This is a genomic window from Massilia timonae CCUG 45783, from assembly GCF_000315425.1.
Classification (GTDB): Bacteria; Pseudomonadota; Gammaproteobacteria; order Burkholderiales; family Burkholderiaceae_D; genus Telluria; species Telluria timonae.
In genome coordinates, this window is record NZ_JH992922.1 from 1,341,234 (window position 1) to 1,357,699 (window position 16,466).

12 protein-coding genes are annotated in these 16,466 nt (G+C 63.4%); 7 read left to right on the forward strand and 5 right to left on the reverse strand.

Features of this window, described 5'->3' with window-relative positions:
- Nucleotides 1-1,524, reverse strand: a protein-coding gene (locus HMPREF9710_RS05635) for an IS3 family transposase (protein ID WP_229409735.1) whose coding sequence is annotated in 2 segments (ribosomal slippage) — nt 1-1,062 and nt 1,062-1,524 — 1,525 coding nt annotated over the 2 segments. Because the reading frame shifts where the segments join, the coding sequence is not laid out codon by codon here. This gene is flagged as partial in the annotation.
- A 293-nt stretch (nt 1,525-1,817) separates the two neighbouring features.
- Here HMPREF9710_RS05635 and HMPREF9710_RS05645 point away from each other — a divergent pair.
- Nucleotides 1,818-2,861, forward strand: a complete 1,044-nt coding sequence (locus HMPREF9710_RS05645) for a retropepsin-like aspartic protease (RefSeq protein WP_005664665.1) — start codon at nt 1,818-1,820, stop codon at nt 2,859-2,861.
- A 7-nt stretch (nt 2,862-2,868) separates the two neighbouring features.
- Here the strand turns inward: HMPREF9710_RS05645 and HMPREF9710_RS05650 are convergent, their stop codons facing one another.
- Complete coding sequence (locus HMPREF9710_RS05650) at nt 2,869-4,311, reverse strand: DHA2 family efflux MFS transporter permease subunit (RefSeq protein WP_005664668.1); 1,443 nt, start codon at nt 4,309-4,311, stop codon at nt 2,869-2,871.
- Between the two features lie 117 nt (nt 4,312-4,428).
- Nucleotides 4,429-4,992 (reverse strand): acyloxyacyl hydrolase, encoded by a 564-nt coding sequence (locus HMPREF9710_RS05655; RefSeq protein ID WP_005664670.1) that lies wholly within the window; start codon nt 4,990-4,992, stop codon nt 4,429-4,431.
- Nucleotides 4,993-5,194: 202 nt separating this feature from the next.
- Between HMPREF9710_RS05655 and HMPREF9710_RS05660 the strand changes: the two genes are divergently transcribed.
- Nucleotides 5,195-5,851, forward strand: a complete 657-nt coding sequence (locus tag HMPREF9710_RS05660) for a suppressor of fused domain protein (protein ID WP_005664672.1) — start codon at nt 5,195-5,197, stop codon at nt 5,849-5,851.
- A gap of 3 nt (nt 5,852-5,854) precedes the next feature.
- On the opposite strand, the gene HMPREF9710_RS05665 is transcribed toward HMPREF9710_RS05660, so the two are convergent.
- Nucleotides 5,855-7,048, reverse strand: coding sequence for a M20 aminoacylase family protein (locus tag HMPREF9710_RS05665; RefSeq protein ID WP_005664674.1), 1,194 nt, complete (start codon nt 7,046-7,048; stop codon nt 5,855-5,857).
- Between the two features lie 174 nt (nt 7,049-7,222).
- Between HMPREF9710_RS05665 and HMPREF9710_RS05670 the strand changes: the two genes are divergently transcribed.
- The 4 genes from HMPREF9710_RS05670 (at nt 7,223) to HMPREF9710_RS05685 (ending at nt 14,047) form a co-directional block, all read left to right on the forward strand.
- Nucleotides 7,223-9,325 (forward strand): molybdopterin-containing oxidoreductase family protein, encoded by a 2,103-nt coding sequence (locus HMPREF9710_RS05670; protein WP_005664676.1) that lies wholly within the window; start codon nt 7,223-7,225, stop codon nt 9,323-9,325.
- A gap of 25 nt (nt 9,326-9,350) precedes the next feature.
- Nucleotides 9,351-10,427, forward strand: a complete 1,077-nt coding sequence (locus HMPREF9710_RS05675) for an aminopeptidase (protein ID WP_005664678.1) — start codon at nt 9,351-9,353, stop codon at nt 10,425-10,427.
- A gap of 160 nt (nt 10,428-10,587) precedes the next feature.
- On the forward strand, nt 10,588-12,279 hold the full coding sequence (locus HMPREF9710_RS05680) for a long-chain-fatty-acid--CoA ligase (RefSeq protein WP_005664679.1): 1,692 nt from the start codon (nt 10,588-10,590) through the stop codon (nt 12,277-12,279).
- A gap of 85 nt (nt 12,280-12,364) precedes the next feature.
- Nucleotides 12,365-14,047, forward strand: coding sequence for a long-chain-fatty-acid--CoA ligase (locus tag HMPREF9710_RS05685; protein WP_005664680.1), 1,683 nt, complete (start codon nt 12,365-12,367; stop codon nt 14,045-14,047).
- Between the two features lie 33 nt (nt 14,048-14,080).
- Here HMPREF9710_RS05685 and HMPREF9710_RS05690 read toward each other — a convergent pair whose 3' ends face one another.
- A complete protein-coding gene (locus HMPREF9710_RS05690; protein WP_005664681.1) occupies nt 14,081-14,524 on the reverse strand; it encodes an acyl-CoA thioesterase in 444 nt (147 codons plus the stop codon).
- 62 nt (nt 14,525-14,586) lie between these two features.
- Between HMPREF9710_RS05690 and HMPREF9710_RS05695 the strand changes: the two genes are divergently transcribed.
- Nucleotides 14,587-16,464, forward strand: a complete 1,878-nt coding sequence (locus HMPREF9710_RS05695) for an ABCB family ABC transporter ATP-binding protein/permease (RefSeq protein WP_005664683.1) — start codon at nt 14,587-14,589, stop codon at nt 16,462-16,464.
- The last annotated feature ends 2 nt before the right edge of the window (nt 16,465-16,466 follow it).

Below are 16,466 nucleotides of genomic sequence, written 5' to 3' on the forward strand. Positions count from 1 at the left end.
TCCGTTCCGGATTCAACCAGACTTGATCGTCAAGTTCCCAGTTCCTGGTGCCCTGCGACCAGCGCTGCGGGTTGCGCTTTCTAGCCTCGTGATAGACCTGCTCACGAAGCTTCAAAATCGCCGCGTCTTGCCCGCAGTGGCGCTGTGCCGGGGTCACGAATTTCAGGCCGCTGTGCTTGTGATCGTGGTTATACCAACGCACGAATTTCTGCGTCCATGCCTGCGCCTCTTCCAGGCTTCCGAATGGCTTGTTCGGGTAATCTGGGCGATATTTGCAGGTCTTGAACAGCGACTCGGCGTATGCATTGTCATTGCTTACACGTGGCCGGCTGAACGAGGGCGCCACACCCAGCTGTTCCAACGTGGCCAACATGGTGGCGCCCTTCATGGCGCTGCCGTTGTCCGAATGGAGCACCAGTGGACGACCGGCCAGCCCCTCGGCCAAGCTAGTGCGGCGCATCAACCGTGAAGCCAGTTCCGCCGATTCCGCCACGTGCACCTCATGCCCGACGACTTTGCGGCTGAAGATATCGAGCACCATGTACCAGTAATAGTATTGGCCTTTGATGGCGGCCGGCATCCAGGTGATATCCCAGCTCCACACTTGGTTCGGAGCCGCGGCGCAATGACTCGTGAGCACGCGCTCACAAGGTTTCTTCGCGCGGCCCCGATGATGCTGTTGCGCCGCCGCTTTCAGAACGCGATAGAAGCTTGACTCGGACGCCATGTACACGCCCCGATCGGCCAGCGCTGGCACGATCTGGCTGGGCGGTAAGCTGGCGAATTCCTCGCTGTTGGCAACGGCGAGGATTTCGGTACGCTCATCCTCGCTCAGCTTGCTGACCGGTTCTGGCCGCACGCTGGAGGGACGACCGTCGCCGGCCACGGCATCGTCGCCATTGCGCACCCAGCGCTGGAAAGTACGCAAGGTAATGTCCAGCTCGATGCAGGCTGGCGCCAACCGGCTGCCGGCGGCCTCTGCTTCACGGATCAACTCAACACACAACAGGCGATCTGGGACGCTGATCAGTCTTCCTCTTTGTCCCCCCAGATCGCCTGGGCTTTTTTTCGCAGGATCAGCAGCGCGGCCGCCTCGGCCAGCGCCTTCTCCTTGCGCTGTAAATCCTTCTCCAGTTGCCGGATGCGCTTTTTGTCCTCCTTCGACTGCGCCTGCTGCTCCCGCGTCTGCTTTACCACGCTCGCATTGGCCGACATGCATGCGGCACGCCACGTGGCAATCTGCTCCGCGAACAGGCCCTTGCGACGGCAATACTCGGCCAGTTCGCTTGTGTTCAGCGCAGCCGTTTCCAGTACCACGGAAAACTTGTCTTCCGAAGTCCATTCCTCGGCATTCTTTCCACTACCTGGCACCAGCGTTCCTTGATTACGAAGTTGACGGCGCCAAGTATAAAGGGTCTGTTCGGTGATCCCGCTCTCGCGGGCCAACTCCGACACCAGCCTGTTCTGCGGCGGCATCATCTGCCGAAGTAGCGCTTCTTTCCGTTCTGCTGAATACTGCTTCACACGATCTCTCTTGCCCGTCCCCGGTTGGTATTTACTTCATCAGGTGACGCGACAACTATTCTGACACCGGGGGATTACGACCCGCTAATGCACTAATGCATGTCGCACGGAAAAGAATCACGGAGTTGATTGCGCCGGAAAGTCAATGATTTTGTCGTCGCCAGAAGCGGATTTCACCTCCAATTACCTGATTTGCATAACTTCAATCCCAAGCGGGTAATCTCGTGGCGCCGATCACTTACATGCATTGAAGTATCTATACTGTGTCTTTCCTGAACTTGCTATGGATGGCGATGACCAATCGATTCTCGACGCTGTATGTCCGCCTGGCCGGCCCGCTTTTGCTCGCGGCCCTGATGAGTTCCAGCCCTGCGATTGCGCAATCGCTCCCTGCCAGCTGCGAGATGGGTGAACTGGCCACGGTGCCGCTCACGTTCACCGACGATCTGCGTCCCATCATGAAGGCCAGTCTCAACGGTTCCCCTATTTCCGCCGTGGTGAACATCGGCTCGCCACAAACCATCGTCCTCAACAAGAAGACCCTGGATCGTCTCGCCATCAAGCTACGTCATGTCACCAGTACCACGTTCCAGGAAAGTAGGAGCGGCACAACGGATTTCATCCCGCAAGGTGAATTCATGCCGTCTGGCCAATTCATCGTCAGGGAAGGCGTAACGACCTTTGTCGACGACGCCTCTTTCGGTCGGACGAAGCTGACGGACAGCTGGTATCTGGTCGAGGATTTTATGGACGACACTTTCGGCGCAAGGGTTGGCGCCGGCAATCTCTTGCTCACGGATCTCGAAGTCGCCCTGGACGAGGGCTATCTGAAACACTTCAACCCGCAAGGCTGCTTCAGGGAGCATCTCGCCTACTGGGACCCGGACGCCGTCGCCGTCCCCATCCGGGTAGACCTGTGGAAGCGCGATCCACGTCCGGTGTTCAGCGTGCTCATCAACGGCAAGGAGGTCTGGGCGCTATTGTCGACGGCGACGCCGCATTCCTACCTTCCGGCAGTCGCCGCGGAGCGGCTGGGATTGACGCCCGCCGCATCCGGCGCGACCCGTGAGGACCCGCTTCCCGGCCACGGCCAGGACAAGCCGGTGTGGAACGTGCCAGTAGGTCAGATGTCGATCGGCGGACTCGAGGTCAAGGACTTCAATGTGCGCCTGATGGACCTGCCGTATTCAGGCGCGATCCTGATATTGGGCACCGACTTCCTGCACCGCCACCGGACCTATATCGCGATGAGCCAGCGGCAGGTGTACTTCTCCGCCGTCAAGAATCCGATCCTGAAACGCGGCTCGGTCGAAGTGATCTCGCAACCGGTGAAATAAGGCGCCGTCACTGCGCCGTCACCGTCACCGGCTCGGCCGTCGGCGCCACGCTCTGCCCGCGGCTGATGCTGTCGCCATCGTTGCGGCGCAGGCGCCAGAACACGGCCGAGGAGAGCAAGGTCAGCACCGCCAGGACGGCGAAGCCATGGTGCAGCGCCTGCGTCACCTGGCCCTGGTTGGTTTGCGACACCCCGCCCAGGAACCAGGCGGTGACGATCGACCCTGCCGCCAGGCCAAAGCTCATCGACAATTGCTGGAACGAGCTGGAAATCGTGCTGGCCATGCTGGTATCGGCCGGCTCGACGTCGGCATAGGCCAGCGTGTTCATGCTCGAGAACTGCAGCGAGTTGAAGAAGCCCTGCATCAGGCCGATGCCGACGATCACCGCCAGCGGCGTGCCGGCATCCACCAGCGTGAACATCGCAATGGTCACGCCGATCATGATCGTATTCACCAGCAGCACCCGGCGATAGCCGAAGCGCGCCAGCAAGCCGGGCGCGAACACCTTCATGCCCATTGCCGCCAGCGCCGACGGCATCATCAGCAAGCCCGATTGCCATGCCGGCAGTCCCAGGCCCAGCTGGTACAGCAGCGGCAGCAGGAAGGGCAGGCCGCCGACGCCGAGACGGGTGAGGAAGCCGCCCAGCACCGCGATACGGAAGGTGCGCACCTTGAGCAGGGTCAGGCGCAGGAGCGGGAATTTGGTCCGGCAGGCATGCCAGGCATACGCGCCCAGCAGGCCGAGCGCCAGCAGGAACAGCAGGCCGGCCGTCATGCCGTCGAGCGTATGCTCGCCAAACACTTCCAGCACCCACGACAACAGGGCGGTGCCGCTGCTGAACAGGATCAGGCCGGGCACGTCGAGCGGACGCCGCTGTTCGGAACGGTAGTCAGGCATATGGCGCCAGACAAAATACAGCGCAGCCAGTCCGACTGGAATATTGACGAAGAAGATCACGCGCCACGAGGTCCAGTGCACGATCAGGCCGCCGACCGTCGGCCCCAATAGTGGCCCGATCAGGGCAGGGATGATGACGAAGTTCATCGCCCCCAGCAGCTCGTTCTTGGGGAAGGTGCGCACGATCGACAGGCGGCCGATCGGGATCATCATGGCGCCCCCCAATCCTTGCAGCAGCCGGGCGCCGGTCATCATGTGGGCGCTCACTGACAGCCCGCACAGCACCGATGCGAAGGTGAACACGGCAATGGCCGTGAAGAACACGCGCCGGGTGCCGAAGCGGTCGGCCATCCAGCCGCTCAAGGGAATGCCGACCGCAAGGCCGAGGATGTAGCTGGTGACGACCGACTTCAGGCTCAGTGGGGTGACGCCGAGGCTGGCGGCAATGCTGGGAATGGCGGTATTGACGATGGTCGCATCGAGCTGCTCCATGAACAGGGCAGTCGCGACGAGCCAGGGAAGGTAGCGCTTGAGGGTGGGCGAAGGGGTCAATCGGGCCTCGTGAAAACGGCAGGCGGCAGTGGCCGCCAGAGGCACGATTGTGTCACAAACTGCAAGACGACCGCGCCATGGACCGGCCGCTGCCGGCCCATGCGCGCATCATGCACATCAGAAGCGGTAAGCCGCCTTGGCGATGAACCAGTTGGCGCCCGCGTTCGGGCTCTTGATGCTGGCGTTCGAGTAGTGCTGGTACTTCAGGCCGAAGTCCCATTTCTGGGTGGTGTAGCCGATGCCGATGTGGTCGCCGAACTGGAAGGCGGTCGACAGTTCCTTGTCTTCGTTCTTGTACAGGGTCGAGAACAGGTTGACGCCGATACCGATCTCGCCATACAGGCCGAGCTTGTTGTCATTCTGGTAGCGGAACACCGGGGTGAAGCCGATGACGCCGATGTTTTTGTTCTGGCCACGGACGTTCTCGTAGGAATTCAGGCGCCACAGGGCCAGGTTGCCTTCCCAGTAGCCCGACAGGTGACGGCCGTTGCCGGCGAACCAGCGCTTGTCCCAGTCGGACTGGACCGCGATGCGGTACATGCGCTGCTGCGGGTTGGTGCCGACTTCAAACGAGGCGGAGTCGATGTAGCCATTGCCGACGGTGGACTGGGCCGAGGCGAACGGAGCGAACAGCGCGGCGCAGAGTGCAGCCAGCGCGCTGATTTTCTTGGTAGTGATCATGGTTATCCTTGGAAGGAAAAAGCGTCATTCTTATTTGATACGCTATTGTACAAGCGAGAACAATAGCGTGCTGGCGGCCACGCAACCATGCGGCGAAGGTATCATAGACGCCCGCTGCGACATAACCACATCAACAATAATGGCCGAACCAACCGCTCCAACCGAACCAAGCATCGCTCCGTTATACCCGCTCGCCGCCCCCATGGCGCGCCAGCCCGAACCCGCGGTGCTGCCGCACGATCCGGTGGGCGAGCACATCGCCGCCCACCTGGGCAAGCCCGCCCTGTACTTCCACGAGACCCAGGCCGACGGCGTCCAGGTCGACATCCACGTGGTCAAGCCGACCGCGTCCTATCCCTATGTGCGCCTGGTGACATCGGGCATGAGCAAGCAGCCGATGAATGTGCCGGAAGGCGCGCCGGCTTATGCCGAGCTCATGATGGCCCTGCCGGCGAACTGGCAGCTGGACGAAGCCGCGATGCAGGACGAGCGCTGGTACTGGCCGGTGGCCCTGCTGCGCCACCTGGCGCACTATCCGCACAAGGAGCGTACCTGGATCGGCCTCGGCCACTCCTTGCCGAACGGGAACCCGGCCAAACCGTATATCGCTAGCATCGGCTTCTGCGGCGCCATCGTGCTGCCGCCCGCATCGAGCCCGGAACCGTTCCATTCGGTCACGGTCGACGGCAAGGACGTCTATTTCCACTGCGTCGTGCCGCTCTACAAGGAAGAGCTGAACCTGGCGCGCCGCCGCGGCTTTCCGGAACTGATCGACAAGTTCAATGAGTACGACGTCACCGACGTGGTCGACCCGGCGCGCAAGAACACGGCCCGAAAGAAATTCCTCGGGCTGTTCTAAGGCTTAGGCCACCGGCAGGCTCATCTCCGCCAGCCGCACCCAGTAGCTGGCGCCGATCGGCAGCAGGTTGTCGTTGAAGTCGTAGCTGGCATTGTGCAGCTGGCAAGGGCCGAGCCCATGGCCGCCGGCGCGGTGATCGCCTTCGCCATTGCCGATGAAGACATAGCAGCCCGGCTTGGCTTGCAGCATGAAGGCGAAGTCCTCGGCGCCCATGGTCGGTTCGACATCGGCATTGACCTGGGCCGGGCCCACCACCGCGCGCATCGCCTCGATCGCGAACGCGGTCTGTTCCGGATGGTTGACCAGCGGCGGGTAATTGCGCTTGAAACCGAAGTCGATGCTGGCGCCAAAGCCAGTTGCGATGCCATTCGCCATTTCTTGCATGCGGCGCTCGACCAGGTCGAGCACCTCGGTGGTGAAGGTGCGCACCGTGCCGACCAGTTCGGCTTCATCGGGGATGATATTGGTGGCGCTGCCGGCATGGATCTGCGTGATGGACAGCACCGCGGTATGCAGCGGGTTCTTTTCGCGCGAGACGATGGTCTGCCAGGCTTGCGCGATCTGCACCGCCACCATCACCGGATCGATGCCGCGATGCGGCTGCGCCGCGTGCGCGCCCTTGCCGCGCACGGTCACGCGGAACTCGTTACTCGAGGCCATCATCGGGCCGGAAACGACGCCGAAATGCCCTTCCGGGATGCCTGGCCAATTGTGCATGCCATACACGGCGTCCATCGGGAAGCGCTCGAACAGGCCGTCGTCGATCATGCGCTTGGCGCCGCCGCCGCCTTCCTCGGCCGGCTGGAAGATCAGGTACACGGTGCCGTCGAAGTTGCGGTGCTGCGCCAGGTAGTGGGCGGCGCCGAGCAGCATCGCGGTGTGGCCGTCATGGCCGCAGGCGTGCATCTTGCCCGCGTGGGTCGAAGCATGCGCGAAGCCGTTCAATTCTTGCATCGGCAGCGCGTCCATGTCGGCGCGCAGGCCGATCGCGCGTTGCGAGGCGCCGTTCTTGATGATGCCGACCACGCCGGTCACGCCCAGGCCGCGCACCACGGGGATGCCCCATGCGCCCAGGCGTTCGGCAACGATGTCGGCGGTGCGGTGTTCTTCGTAGCACAGCTCCGGGTGGGCATGCAGGTCACGTCGGATGGCCTGGATCTCTGCTTGAGACGCCAGGATAGGTTCCACTAGTTTCATCGTGTTCTCCTCGCTGTTTGCGAATGTGTTACCACGCTGTCCAGTCTTTGCATGGCATCGTTTTAACTATTGTAGCTTGCCTCAAACAGACTTGACAGAGGAGGGCGCGAAGCCCGCCGGAATCGTATAAAGTATTGGATTCACGCAGTTTTTTCACCGAAGTCCGATAAGAAAATGACCATTACCCACGTCCGTGCGACCTGCCCCCACGATTGTCCCGACACCTGCGCCATCCTCGTCAAAGTCGAAGACGGTGTCGCGAAAGAAGTGAAGGGCGATCCGGAGCATCCGACCACGGCCGGGGTGTTGTGCACCAAGGTGTCGCGCTACGTCGACCGCACCTATCACCCGGACCGCGTGCTGTATCCGATGCGCCGCGTGGGCCGCAAGGGAGAAGGGAAATTCGAACGCATCAGCTGGGACGAAGCGCTCGACACCATCGCAGGACGTCTGAAAGACATCGGCGCACGCGACCCGCAAGCCATCCTGCCGTATAGCTATTGCGGCACCATGGGCCTGGTGCAGGGCGAATCGATGTCGCTGCGCTTCTTTAATAAACTGGGCGCCTCGCTGCTCGATCGCACCATCTGCGCCACCGCCGGCGCCACCGGTTACCGCTACACCATCGGCAGTTCGATCGGCACCGACCTGGAGGAATTCCAGGACGCCAAGCTGATCCTGATCTGGGGCGGCAACCCGATCGCATCCAACCTGCATTTCTGGATGCGCGCGCAAGAAGCCAAGCGCCGTGGCGCAACGCTGATCGCGATCGATCCCTATCGTTCCCTGACGGCCGAGAAGTGCCACCAGCACATCGCCCTGTTGCCAGGCACCGATGCGGCGCTGGCGCTGGGCATGATGCACGTTTTGATCACCGAAGACCTGCTCGACCACGACTATATCGAGCAACACACGCTCGGCTTCGAACCCCTGAAGGCGCGCGCCCTGGAGTGGACGCCGGAACGCACCGCCGACACCTGCGGCATCACGGTCGACGAAGTGGTCAACCTGGCGCGCCTGTACGGACAAACCGTCAAGAATGGCGACGCGGCCGCGATCCGCATCAACTATGGCATCCAGCGCGTGCGCGGCGGCGGCATGGCGGTGCGCAACATCGCCTGCTTGCCGGCGCTGGTGGGCGCCTGGCGCCTGCCGGCCGGCGGGATCCAGCTGTCGACCTCGGCGTCGTTCCCGACCAACCGCCCGGCCTTGCAGCGCCCGGATCTCCTGGCGGGCCGCACGCCGCGCACGATCAATATGACCACCATCGGCGACGACCTGCTCAGGGAAGCGTCGCCCGGGTTCGGCCCGAAGATCGAAGCCGTCATCGTCTACAACGCCAACCCGCTGGCGATCGCGCCCGATTCGCGCAAGGTGCAGCAGGGCTTCGAGCGCGAAGACCTGTTCACCGTGGTGCTCGAACACTTTCATACCGATAGCGCCGACTATGCCGACATCCTGTTGCCGGCCACCACCCAGCTCGAGCACGTCGATGCGCACCTGGCCTATGGCCACCTGTACATGATGGCGAATAACGCCGCCATCGCCCCGGTGGGCGAATCGAAACCGAACACCGAATTCTTCCGCCTGCTGGCGGCGCGCATGGGCTATGACGACCCGTGCTTCCTGGAGAGCGACGACGAGATCGCGGCCCAGGCCTTCAACAAGAACGATGCGCGCGCGATCCACTTCGACTGGGAGTCGCTCAAGCGCAGCGGCTGGAAAAAGCTGAACATGCCGGCCGCGCCGTTCGCCGAGGGCGGTTTCACGACCCCGTCCGGCAAGTGCGAGTTTTTCTCGGAGAGCATGCTGGCCGATGGGCTCGATCCGGTGCCCACGTATATTCCGCCTTACGAGTCTGTTGCTTCCAACCCTGTACTGGCCGAAAAGTACCCGCTGGCGATGATTTCTCCGCCGGCGCGGAACTTCCTCAACTCGACGTTTGTCAATGTAAAGAGCCTGCGCGCAACTGAGGGCGAACCGCACCTCGACATCCACCCGGACGACGCCGCGGCACGCGGCATCGCCCACGGCGACATGGCGCGCATTTTTAACGACCGCGGTTCGTTCATCGCCCGCGCACGCGTGACCGACAAGGCGCGTGCTGGATTGGTGGTGGGCTTGTCGATCTGGTGGAAGAAACTCGCCAGCGACGGCAAGAACGCCAATGAAGTCACCAGCCAGCGTTTGACCGACATGGGCCGGGCGCCCACTTTCTACGACACCCTCGTGCAGGTCGAAAGAGCTGCACCCTTGACGCGAGATGAAACCATCTAGATTTTCCCAGGCCTTCAAGCCAGTCATGGTCGCGGCAGCCGCGGCCCTCATGTTGTCAAGCTGCTCATCCCTCTCCTACTACACCCAGGCCGCGCAAGGCCAGCTGCAATTGCTGACCAATGCGCGCCCGATCGACGACTGGATCGCCGATAGCAACACCAACGTCAAGTTGCGCCACCGCCTCGAATCGGCGCGCCAGATCCGCCGCTTCGCCATCCAGGAAATGAAGCTGCCCGACAACGGCAGCTATACCAACTACACCAATCTCGGCCGGCCCTACGTGTTGTGGAACGTGGTCGCCACGCCCGAGCTGTCGCTCAAGCCCATCCAGTGGTGCTTCCCGGTGGCCGGCTGCGTCAGCTATCGCGGCTACTACAGCAAGGCCGAGGCCCAGGCCTATGCCAAGCAATTGCGCGCGCAGGGCAATGACGTCGAGGTCGGAGGCGTGAGCGCCTACTCGACCCTGGGCTGGTTCAGCGATCCCCTGATGTCGACCTTCATCAATTATCCGGACGCCGAGCTGGCGCGCCTGATCTTCCATGAACTGGCGCACCAGGTGGTCTACGTGGCGGGCGATTCGCAGTTCAACGAATCCTTCGCCAGCGCGGTGGAGCAGGCCGGCGTGGAAGCCTGGCTCGAGCGCTTCGGCAATCCCCAGATGAGCGAAGCGTACGAGCGCTACAAGACCCGCAAGAGCGACTTCCTGGCCCTGCTGTTGCGCTATCGCGGCGAGCTGGAGCGTACGTACAAGAGCATGGAGCCCGACGGCGTCAAGCGCGCGGCCAAGGCGCGCCTGTTCCTGGCGCTGCAGGACGACTACCAGGTGCTCAAGGCGAACTGGGGTGGCTACGCGGGCTACGACCGTTTCTTTGCCGAGCCGCTGTCGAACGCCCACCTGGCCTCGGTGGCGACCTATAACGATTTCGTGCCGGCGTTTCGCGTTTTGCTGCGCCGCGAGAAGTCGTGGCGCGGCTTCTACAAGGCTGTCAACCAGCTGGCCAAGCTCGACAAGGAAGAGCGGCATCGCGTGCTCAAGCGCCTGGGCGCGACGGCCACGCCGGGCACGCTGGTGGTGCAGCGCACCATCGGTGCGTCTCCGTAGAGGACCGGTTCCAATCGCGGTAAAACCGCTTGCGCACAGGGGCGCTGCCCGATAGCATCACCATCAGCGATGGCAAACCTATAAGCCACGTGTGCAGGCGCGCCGGCAAACACCTCCGGCCGCCCGACCAGAACGATAAAAATCGAGACAGAGGTGAGCGATGGACAAAATTTGGCTGCAGTCGTATCCCCCGGGCGTGCCTGCGGAGATTGATCCGGATCAATACCGCTCCTTGGTGCATTTGCTCGAAGAATCCTTCAGCAAATATGCGGACCGCAAGGCCTATGTGTGCATGGACAAGTTCATCACCTACGGCGAACTCGATGCGTATTCGAAGCGGCTGGCCGCCTGGCTGCAGAGCCGCGGCCTGGCCCCCGGCGCGCGCGTGGCGATCATGATGCCGAACGTGCTGCAGTATCCGATCGCGCTGGCCGCCGTGCTGCGCGCCGGCTACACCGTCGTCAACGTCAACCCGCTGTACACCGCGCGCGAACTGGAGCACCAGATCGGCGACTCGGGCAGCGAAGCGATCATCGTGCTGGAAAACTTTGCCCACACCGTGCAGAAGGTGATGGGCAAGACCCCGCTGCGCCACGTGGTGGTGGCCAGCATGGGCGAGATGCTGGGCGGCGTGAAGGGCATGCTGGTCAACTTCGTGGTCCGCAACGTCAAGAAGATGGTGCCCGAGTTCTCGCTGCCGAACATGGTCACCTTCAAGGAAGCGCTGGCCCAGGGCGAGCGCATGCCGTTCAAGCCGGCCGAGCTCAGGATCGACGACGTCGCCTTCCTGCAGTACACGGGCGGCACCACCGGCGTCTCGAAAGGCGCCACGCTCACCCACCGCAACGTGATCGCCAACGTGCTGCAGACCGAGGCCTGGGCCGAGCCGTGCATGCAGCAGGCCGCGGGCGAGCAGGTCACGATCGTGTGCGCGCTGCCGCTGTACCACATCTTCGCGCTGACCGCATGCGCGATGTGGGGCATGCGCATGGGCGCCCTGAACGTCCTGATCGTGAACCCGCGCGACATCCCGGCCTTCGTCAAGGAACTGGCAAAGTACCGCGTCAACATGCTGCCGGCCGTGAACACGCTGTACAACGCGCTGGCCAACAACCCCGACTTCGCCCACCTCGATTTCTCGGCGCTGCGCATGTGCAACGGCGGCGGCATGGCGGTGCAAAAGCCGGTGGCCGACAAGTGGCGCCAGATCACCGGCGTGGCCATCGTCGAAGGCTACGGCTTGTCCGAGACCTCGCCGGTGGCCACCTGCAACCGTGCCGACAGCACCGAATTCACCGGCACCATCGGCCTGCCGGTGCCGTCGACCGATATCGCGATCGTCGACGACGAAGGCCGCCACATGGCGCCGGGAGAAATCGGCGAGATCGCCATCCGCGGCCCGCAGGTGATGACCGGCTACTGGAACCGTCCGGACGAAACCGCGAAGGTGATGACCGCCGACGGTTTCTTCCGCTCGGGCGACGTCGGCGTCATGGACGCCGGCGGCTACGTGAAGATCGTCGACCGCAAGAAGGACATGATCCTGGTCTCGGGCTTCAACGTGTATCCGAACGAGCTCGAAGGCGTAATCGCCGGCCATGCGGGCGTGCTCGAATGCGCCGTGGTCGGCGTGCCCGACGACCATTCGGGCGAGGCGGTCAAGGTATTCGTGGTAAAGAAAGACCCTGGCCTCACGGCCGAACAGCTGATGGACTACTGCAAGCAGCAGTTCACCGGCTACAAGCGACCGAAGTACATCGAATTCCGCGACGAGCTGCCGAAGACCAACGTCGGCAAGATCCTGAGGCGCGCGCTGAGGGACGAGAAAAAGCAGGCGGAGACGGTGGCATAAGCATTGTGACGGGACTACCCCGGCGAAAGCCGCCCCGTCGGGCGGCTTTCGCGTTTTATTGGAACCAACAAGGAAGGCAGGACAGATGGACAAATTTTGGCTCTCGTCGTACGAGAACGGCGTGGCGGCTCAGATCGATCCGACCCAGTACCGCTCGCTGACGCATTTGCTGGAGGAGGCGTTTCGCAAGTACGCCGACCGCAAGGCCTATGCCTGCATGGGCAAGTCCATCACGTTCGCGGAACTCGACGCCATGTCGCAGCGGATGGCGGCCTGGCTGCAGGCGCGCGGCCTCAAGCCGGGCGCGCGCGTAGCGATCATGCTGCCCAACGTGCTGCAGTATCCGGTGGCGCTGGCAGCCGTGCTGCGCGCCGGCTACGTGGTCGTCAATGTCAACCCGCTGTACACGCCGCGCGAGCTGCAGCACCAGATGGTCGACTCGGGCGCCGAGGCGATCGTGGTGCTCGAGAACTTCGCCCACACGCTGGAGCAGGTGGTGCGCCAGACGGGGGTGAAGCATATTGTCCTGGCCACCATGGGCGACCTCCTGGGCGGCCTGAAAGGCTCGCTGGTCAACCTGGTGGTGCGCAAGGTCAAGAAGATGGTGCCGGCCTATTCGCTGCCGGACGCGGTCGGTTTCAACAAGGTGCTGGCCGAAGGCGCGCGCGAGACCCTCAAGCCGGTCGCGATCGGCCACGACGACGTCGCCTTCCTGCAGTACACCGGCGGCACCACCGGCGTGTCGAAGGGCGCGGTGCTGCTGCACCGCCACGTGATCGCCAACGTGCTGCAGAACGAAGCCTGGTTCGGGCCGACCCTTGCCAAGCTGAAGGCCGGCGAACAGCCGCAGTTCGCCTGCGCGCTGCCGCTGTACCACATCTACGCGCTCACGGTCTGCGCGCTGCTGGGCCTGCGCATCGGCGGCATGAACCTGTTGATCCCGAACCCGCGCGACATCAAGGGCTTCGTGAAGGAGCTGGGCGGTTATCGCATCAACATCTTCCCGGCCGTGAACACGCTGTACAACGGCCTGCTCAACAACGACGATTTCGCCAGGCTCGATTTCTCGGGCCTGATGGTGTGCCCGGGCGGCGGCATGGCGGTGCAGAAGGCCGTGGCCGACAAATGGCTCAAGACCACCGGCATCCCGATCGTCGAGGGTTACGGCCTGTCCGAGACCTCGCCGGTGGTGACCGCCAACCGCTGCGACATCACTGAATTCACCGGCACGATCGGCTTGCCGCTGCCGTCGACCGAGCTGCGCATCCTGGACGAGGCGGGCAACGAAGTCCCGTTCGGCACCGCCGGCGAGATCGCCGTGCGCGGCCCGCAGGTGATGGCCGGCTACTGGCAGCGCGACGACGAGACGGCCAAGGTCATGACCGCCGACGGCTTCTTCAAGACCGGCGACATCGGCATCATGGACGACAAGGGCTATACCCGCATCGTCGACCGCAAGAAGGACATGATCCTGGTCTCGGGCTTCAATGTCTATCCGAACGAAGTGGAGGGCGTGGTGGCCGCGCACCCGGGCGTGCTGGAAGTGGCGTGCGTGGGCGTGCCGGACCAGAACTCGGGCGAGGCCGTGAAGCTGTACGTGGTGAAGAAGGACGCCGACCTCACCACCGAACAGCTCAAGGAGTTCTGCAAGGAGCAGCTGACCGGCTACAAGCGGCCCAAGTTCATCGAGTTCCGCGAGACCCTGCCGAAGACGAACGTCGGCAAGATCCTGCGGCGCGAACTGCGCGACGAGAAGAAGAGCGCCTGATGCCGAAGGCCGCCGATCCGGCGGCCTTTTTCTTTACCGGTGCGCCACCAGCGATTCGAGCGGCGGCAGCTGGCGCGGCTTGCGGTCCGGGCCGGTGGCGACATAGGTCAGCGTCGCCTCGGTCACCTTGACCACCTCGGCCGCCAGGCGGTTGCGCTCGGCGTACACCTCGACGAAGACGGTGACCGAGGTGTTGCCGACCTTGGTGATGTCGGCGTAGAACGACAGCAGGTCGCCCACGAACACCGGATTCTTGAACAGGAAGGAGTTGACGGCGATGGTCGCCACGCGGCCGTTGGCGCGGCGGGTGGCCGGCAGCGAGCCGGCCAGGTCGACCTGGGCCATGATCCAGCCGCCGAACACGTCGCCATATACATTGGCGTCGGACGGGGCGGGCATGACGCGCAGTTCCGGCATCTTGCCTGCGGGGAGGCGGACCGTGGTGGGCGTGGTGACGGTGTTGTCTAGCGTGGTCATCGTGAATTCTCGGTAAAAGCTACAATCGACCCGAATTGAACCATAAATCCCGAAGCCCCGTCATGCGCCGCAATTCCGCTCCACTCCCGCCCGATACCAAAGCTGGTCCCCGCAACGACTGGGCCACCCTCAAAACCCTGTTCCCCTACCTGTGGGTCTATAAATGGCGGGTGATGGCCGCCATGGCCGCGCTGGTCGGCGCAAAACTGGCCAACGTCGGCGTGCCGCTGGTGCTCAAGAAGATCATCGACGGCCTGGCGATCGACCCGGCCCACCCGCATGCGCTGCTCGTGCTGCCGCTCGGGCTGCTGGTCGGCTACGGCCTGCTGCGCCTGTCGATGACGGTGTTCACCGAGCTGCGCGAATTCCTGTTCGCGCGCGTCACCCAGCGCGCGGTGCGCACGATCGCGCTCAAGGTGTTCCGCCACCTGCACGCGCTGTCGCTGCGCTTCCACCTGAACCGCCAGACCGGCGGCATGACGCGCGACATCGAGCGCGGCACGCGCGGCGTCAATTCACTGATCTCGTATTCGCTGTTTAACATCTTGCCGACCCTGGTCGAGATCACGCTGGTGCTGGTCTACCTGGTGTTCAACTACGATATCTGGTTCACCATCATCACGGCGGTGGCGCTGGCGTCCTACATCACCTTCACCGTGGTGGTCACCGAATGGCGCACGCACTTCCGGCGCACCATGAACGAGCTCGAATCGAAGGCGTCCACCAAGGCGATCGACTCGCTGCTCAACTACGAAACGGTCAAGTACTTCGGCAACGAGGACTACGAGGCGCGGCGTTACGACGAAGGCCTCAAGAACTACGAGAACGCCGGGGTGCGCTCGCAGACTTCGCTGTCCTTCCTGAACACCGGACAGTCGCTGATCATCGCGACCGCCGTCACGCTGATCCTGTGGCGCGCGACCGAGGGCGTCATTGCCGGCACCATGAGCCTGGGCGACCTGGTGCTGGTCAATACCTTCATGATCCAGCTCTACCTGCCGCTCAACTTCCTGGGCGTGATCTACCGCGAGATCAAGCAAAGCCTGGCCGACATGGAACGCCTGTTCGGCCTGCTGGACCAGAACCGCGAAGTGGCCGACAGCCCGAAGGCCCAGCCATTGGCGACGAAAGGCGCCGAGGTCGCGTTTTCGCACGTCGAGTTCAGCTACGAGGCCAAGCGGCAAATCCTGTTCGATGTCGACTTCACGATTCCCGCCGGGACCACGACCGCGGTGGTGGGGCATAGCGGCTCGGGCAAGTCGACCCTGTCGCGGCTGCTGTTCCGCTTCTACGACGTGAACGGCGGCGCGATCCGCATCGACGGCCAGGACCTGCGCGACATCACCCAGGAATCGCTGCGCGCCGCGATCGGCATCGTGCCGCAGGACACGGTGCTGTTCAACGACACGATCGAATACAACATCGCCTATGGCCGGCCCGGCGCCAGCCGAGAGGACATCGTGGCGGCCGCGCGCGCGGCCTCGATCCATGACTTCATCGAGAGCCTGCCGGACGGCTACGGGAGCATGGTGGGCGAGCGCGGCCTGAAACTGTCGGGCGGCGAAAAGCAGCGGGTGGCGATCGCGCGCACCTTGCTCAAGGATCCGGCGATCCTGATCTTCGACGAGGCCACGTCGGCCCTCGATTCACGCTCGGAGCAGGCGATCCAGGCGCAGCTGAAGGAGATCGCGAAGAACCGCACGACCCTGGTGATCGCGCACCGCCTGTCGACGATCGCCGATGCGCAGCAGATCATCGTGCTCGACCACGGCAGGATCGTCGAGCGCGGCACGCATTATTCGCTGCTGGCGGAGCAGGGCCTGTATGCGCAGATGTGGGAACGGCAGCTGGCGCGGCCGGACGAGGACGTGGCCTCGCCGCCGCTGGAAATGGCGGAGGGCATGGACGGCGCGCCATCCATGCCGAACACGCATTCCTGACG

What these genes read in the sequence shown, in the direction of transcription:
- HMPREF9710_RS05685 (WP_005664680.1), top strand. Translation starts at nt 12,365, where the DNA reads ATGGACAAATTTTGGCTCTCGTCGTACGAGAACGGCGTGGCGGCTCAG.
- HMPREF9710_RS05660 (WP_005664672.1), top strand. Translation starts at nt 5,195, where the DNA reads ATGGCGCGCCAGCCCGAACCCGCGGTGCTGCCGCACGATCCGGTGGGC.
- HMPREF9710_RS05695 (WP_005664683.1), top strand. Translation starts at nt 14,587, where the DNA reads ATGCGCCGCAATTCCGCTCCACTCCCGCCCGATACCAAAGCTGGTCCC.
- HMPREF9710_RS05670 (WP_005664676.1), top strand. Translation starts at nt 7,223, where the DNA reads ATGACCATTACCCACGTCCGTGCGACCTGCCCCCACGATTGTCCCGAC.
- HMPREF9710_RS05655 (WP_005664670.1), bottom strand. Translation starts at nt 4,992, where the DNA reads ATGATCACTACCAAGAAAATCAGCGCGCTGGCTGCACTCTGCGCCGCG.
- HMPREF9710_RS05675 (WP_005664678.1), top strand. Translation starts at nt 9,351, where the DNA reads ATGGTCGCGGCAGCCGCGGCCCTCATGTTGTCAAGCTGCTCATCCCTC.
- HMPREF9710_RS05690 (WP_005664681.1), bottom strand. Translation starts at nt 14,524, where the DNA reads ATGACCACGCTAGACAACACCGTCACCACGCCCACCACGGTCCGCCTC.
- HMPREF9710_RS05680 (WP_005664679.1), top strand. Translation starts at nt 10,588, where the DNA reads ATGGACAAAATTTGGCTGCAGTCGTATCCCCCGGGCGTGCCTGCGGAG.
- HMPREF9710_RS05665 (WP_005664674.1), bottom strand. Translation starts at nt 7,048, where the DNA reads ATGAAACTAGTGGAACCTATCCTGGCGTCTCAAGCAGAGATCCAGGCC.
- HMPREF9710_RS05645 (WP_005664665.1), top strand. Translation starts at nt 1,818, where the DNA reads ATGACCAATCGATTCTCGACGCTGTATGTCCGCCTGGCCGGCCCGCTT.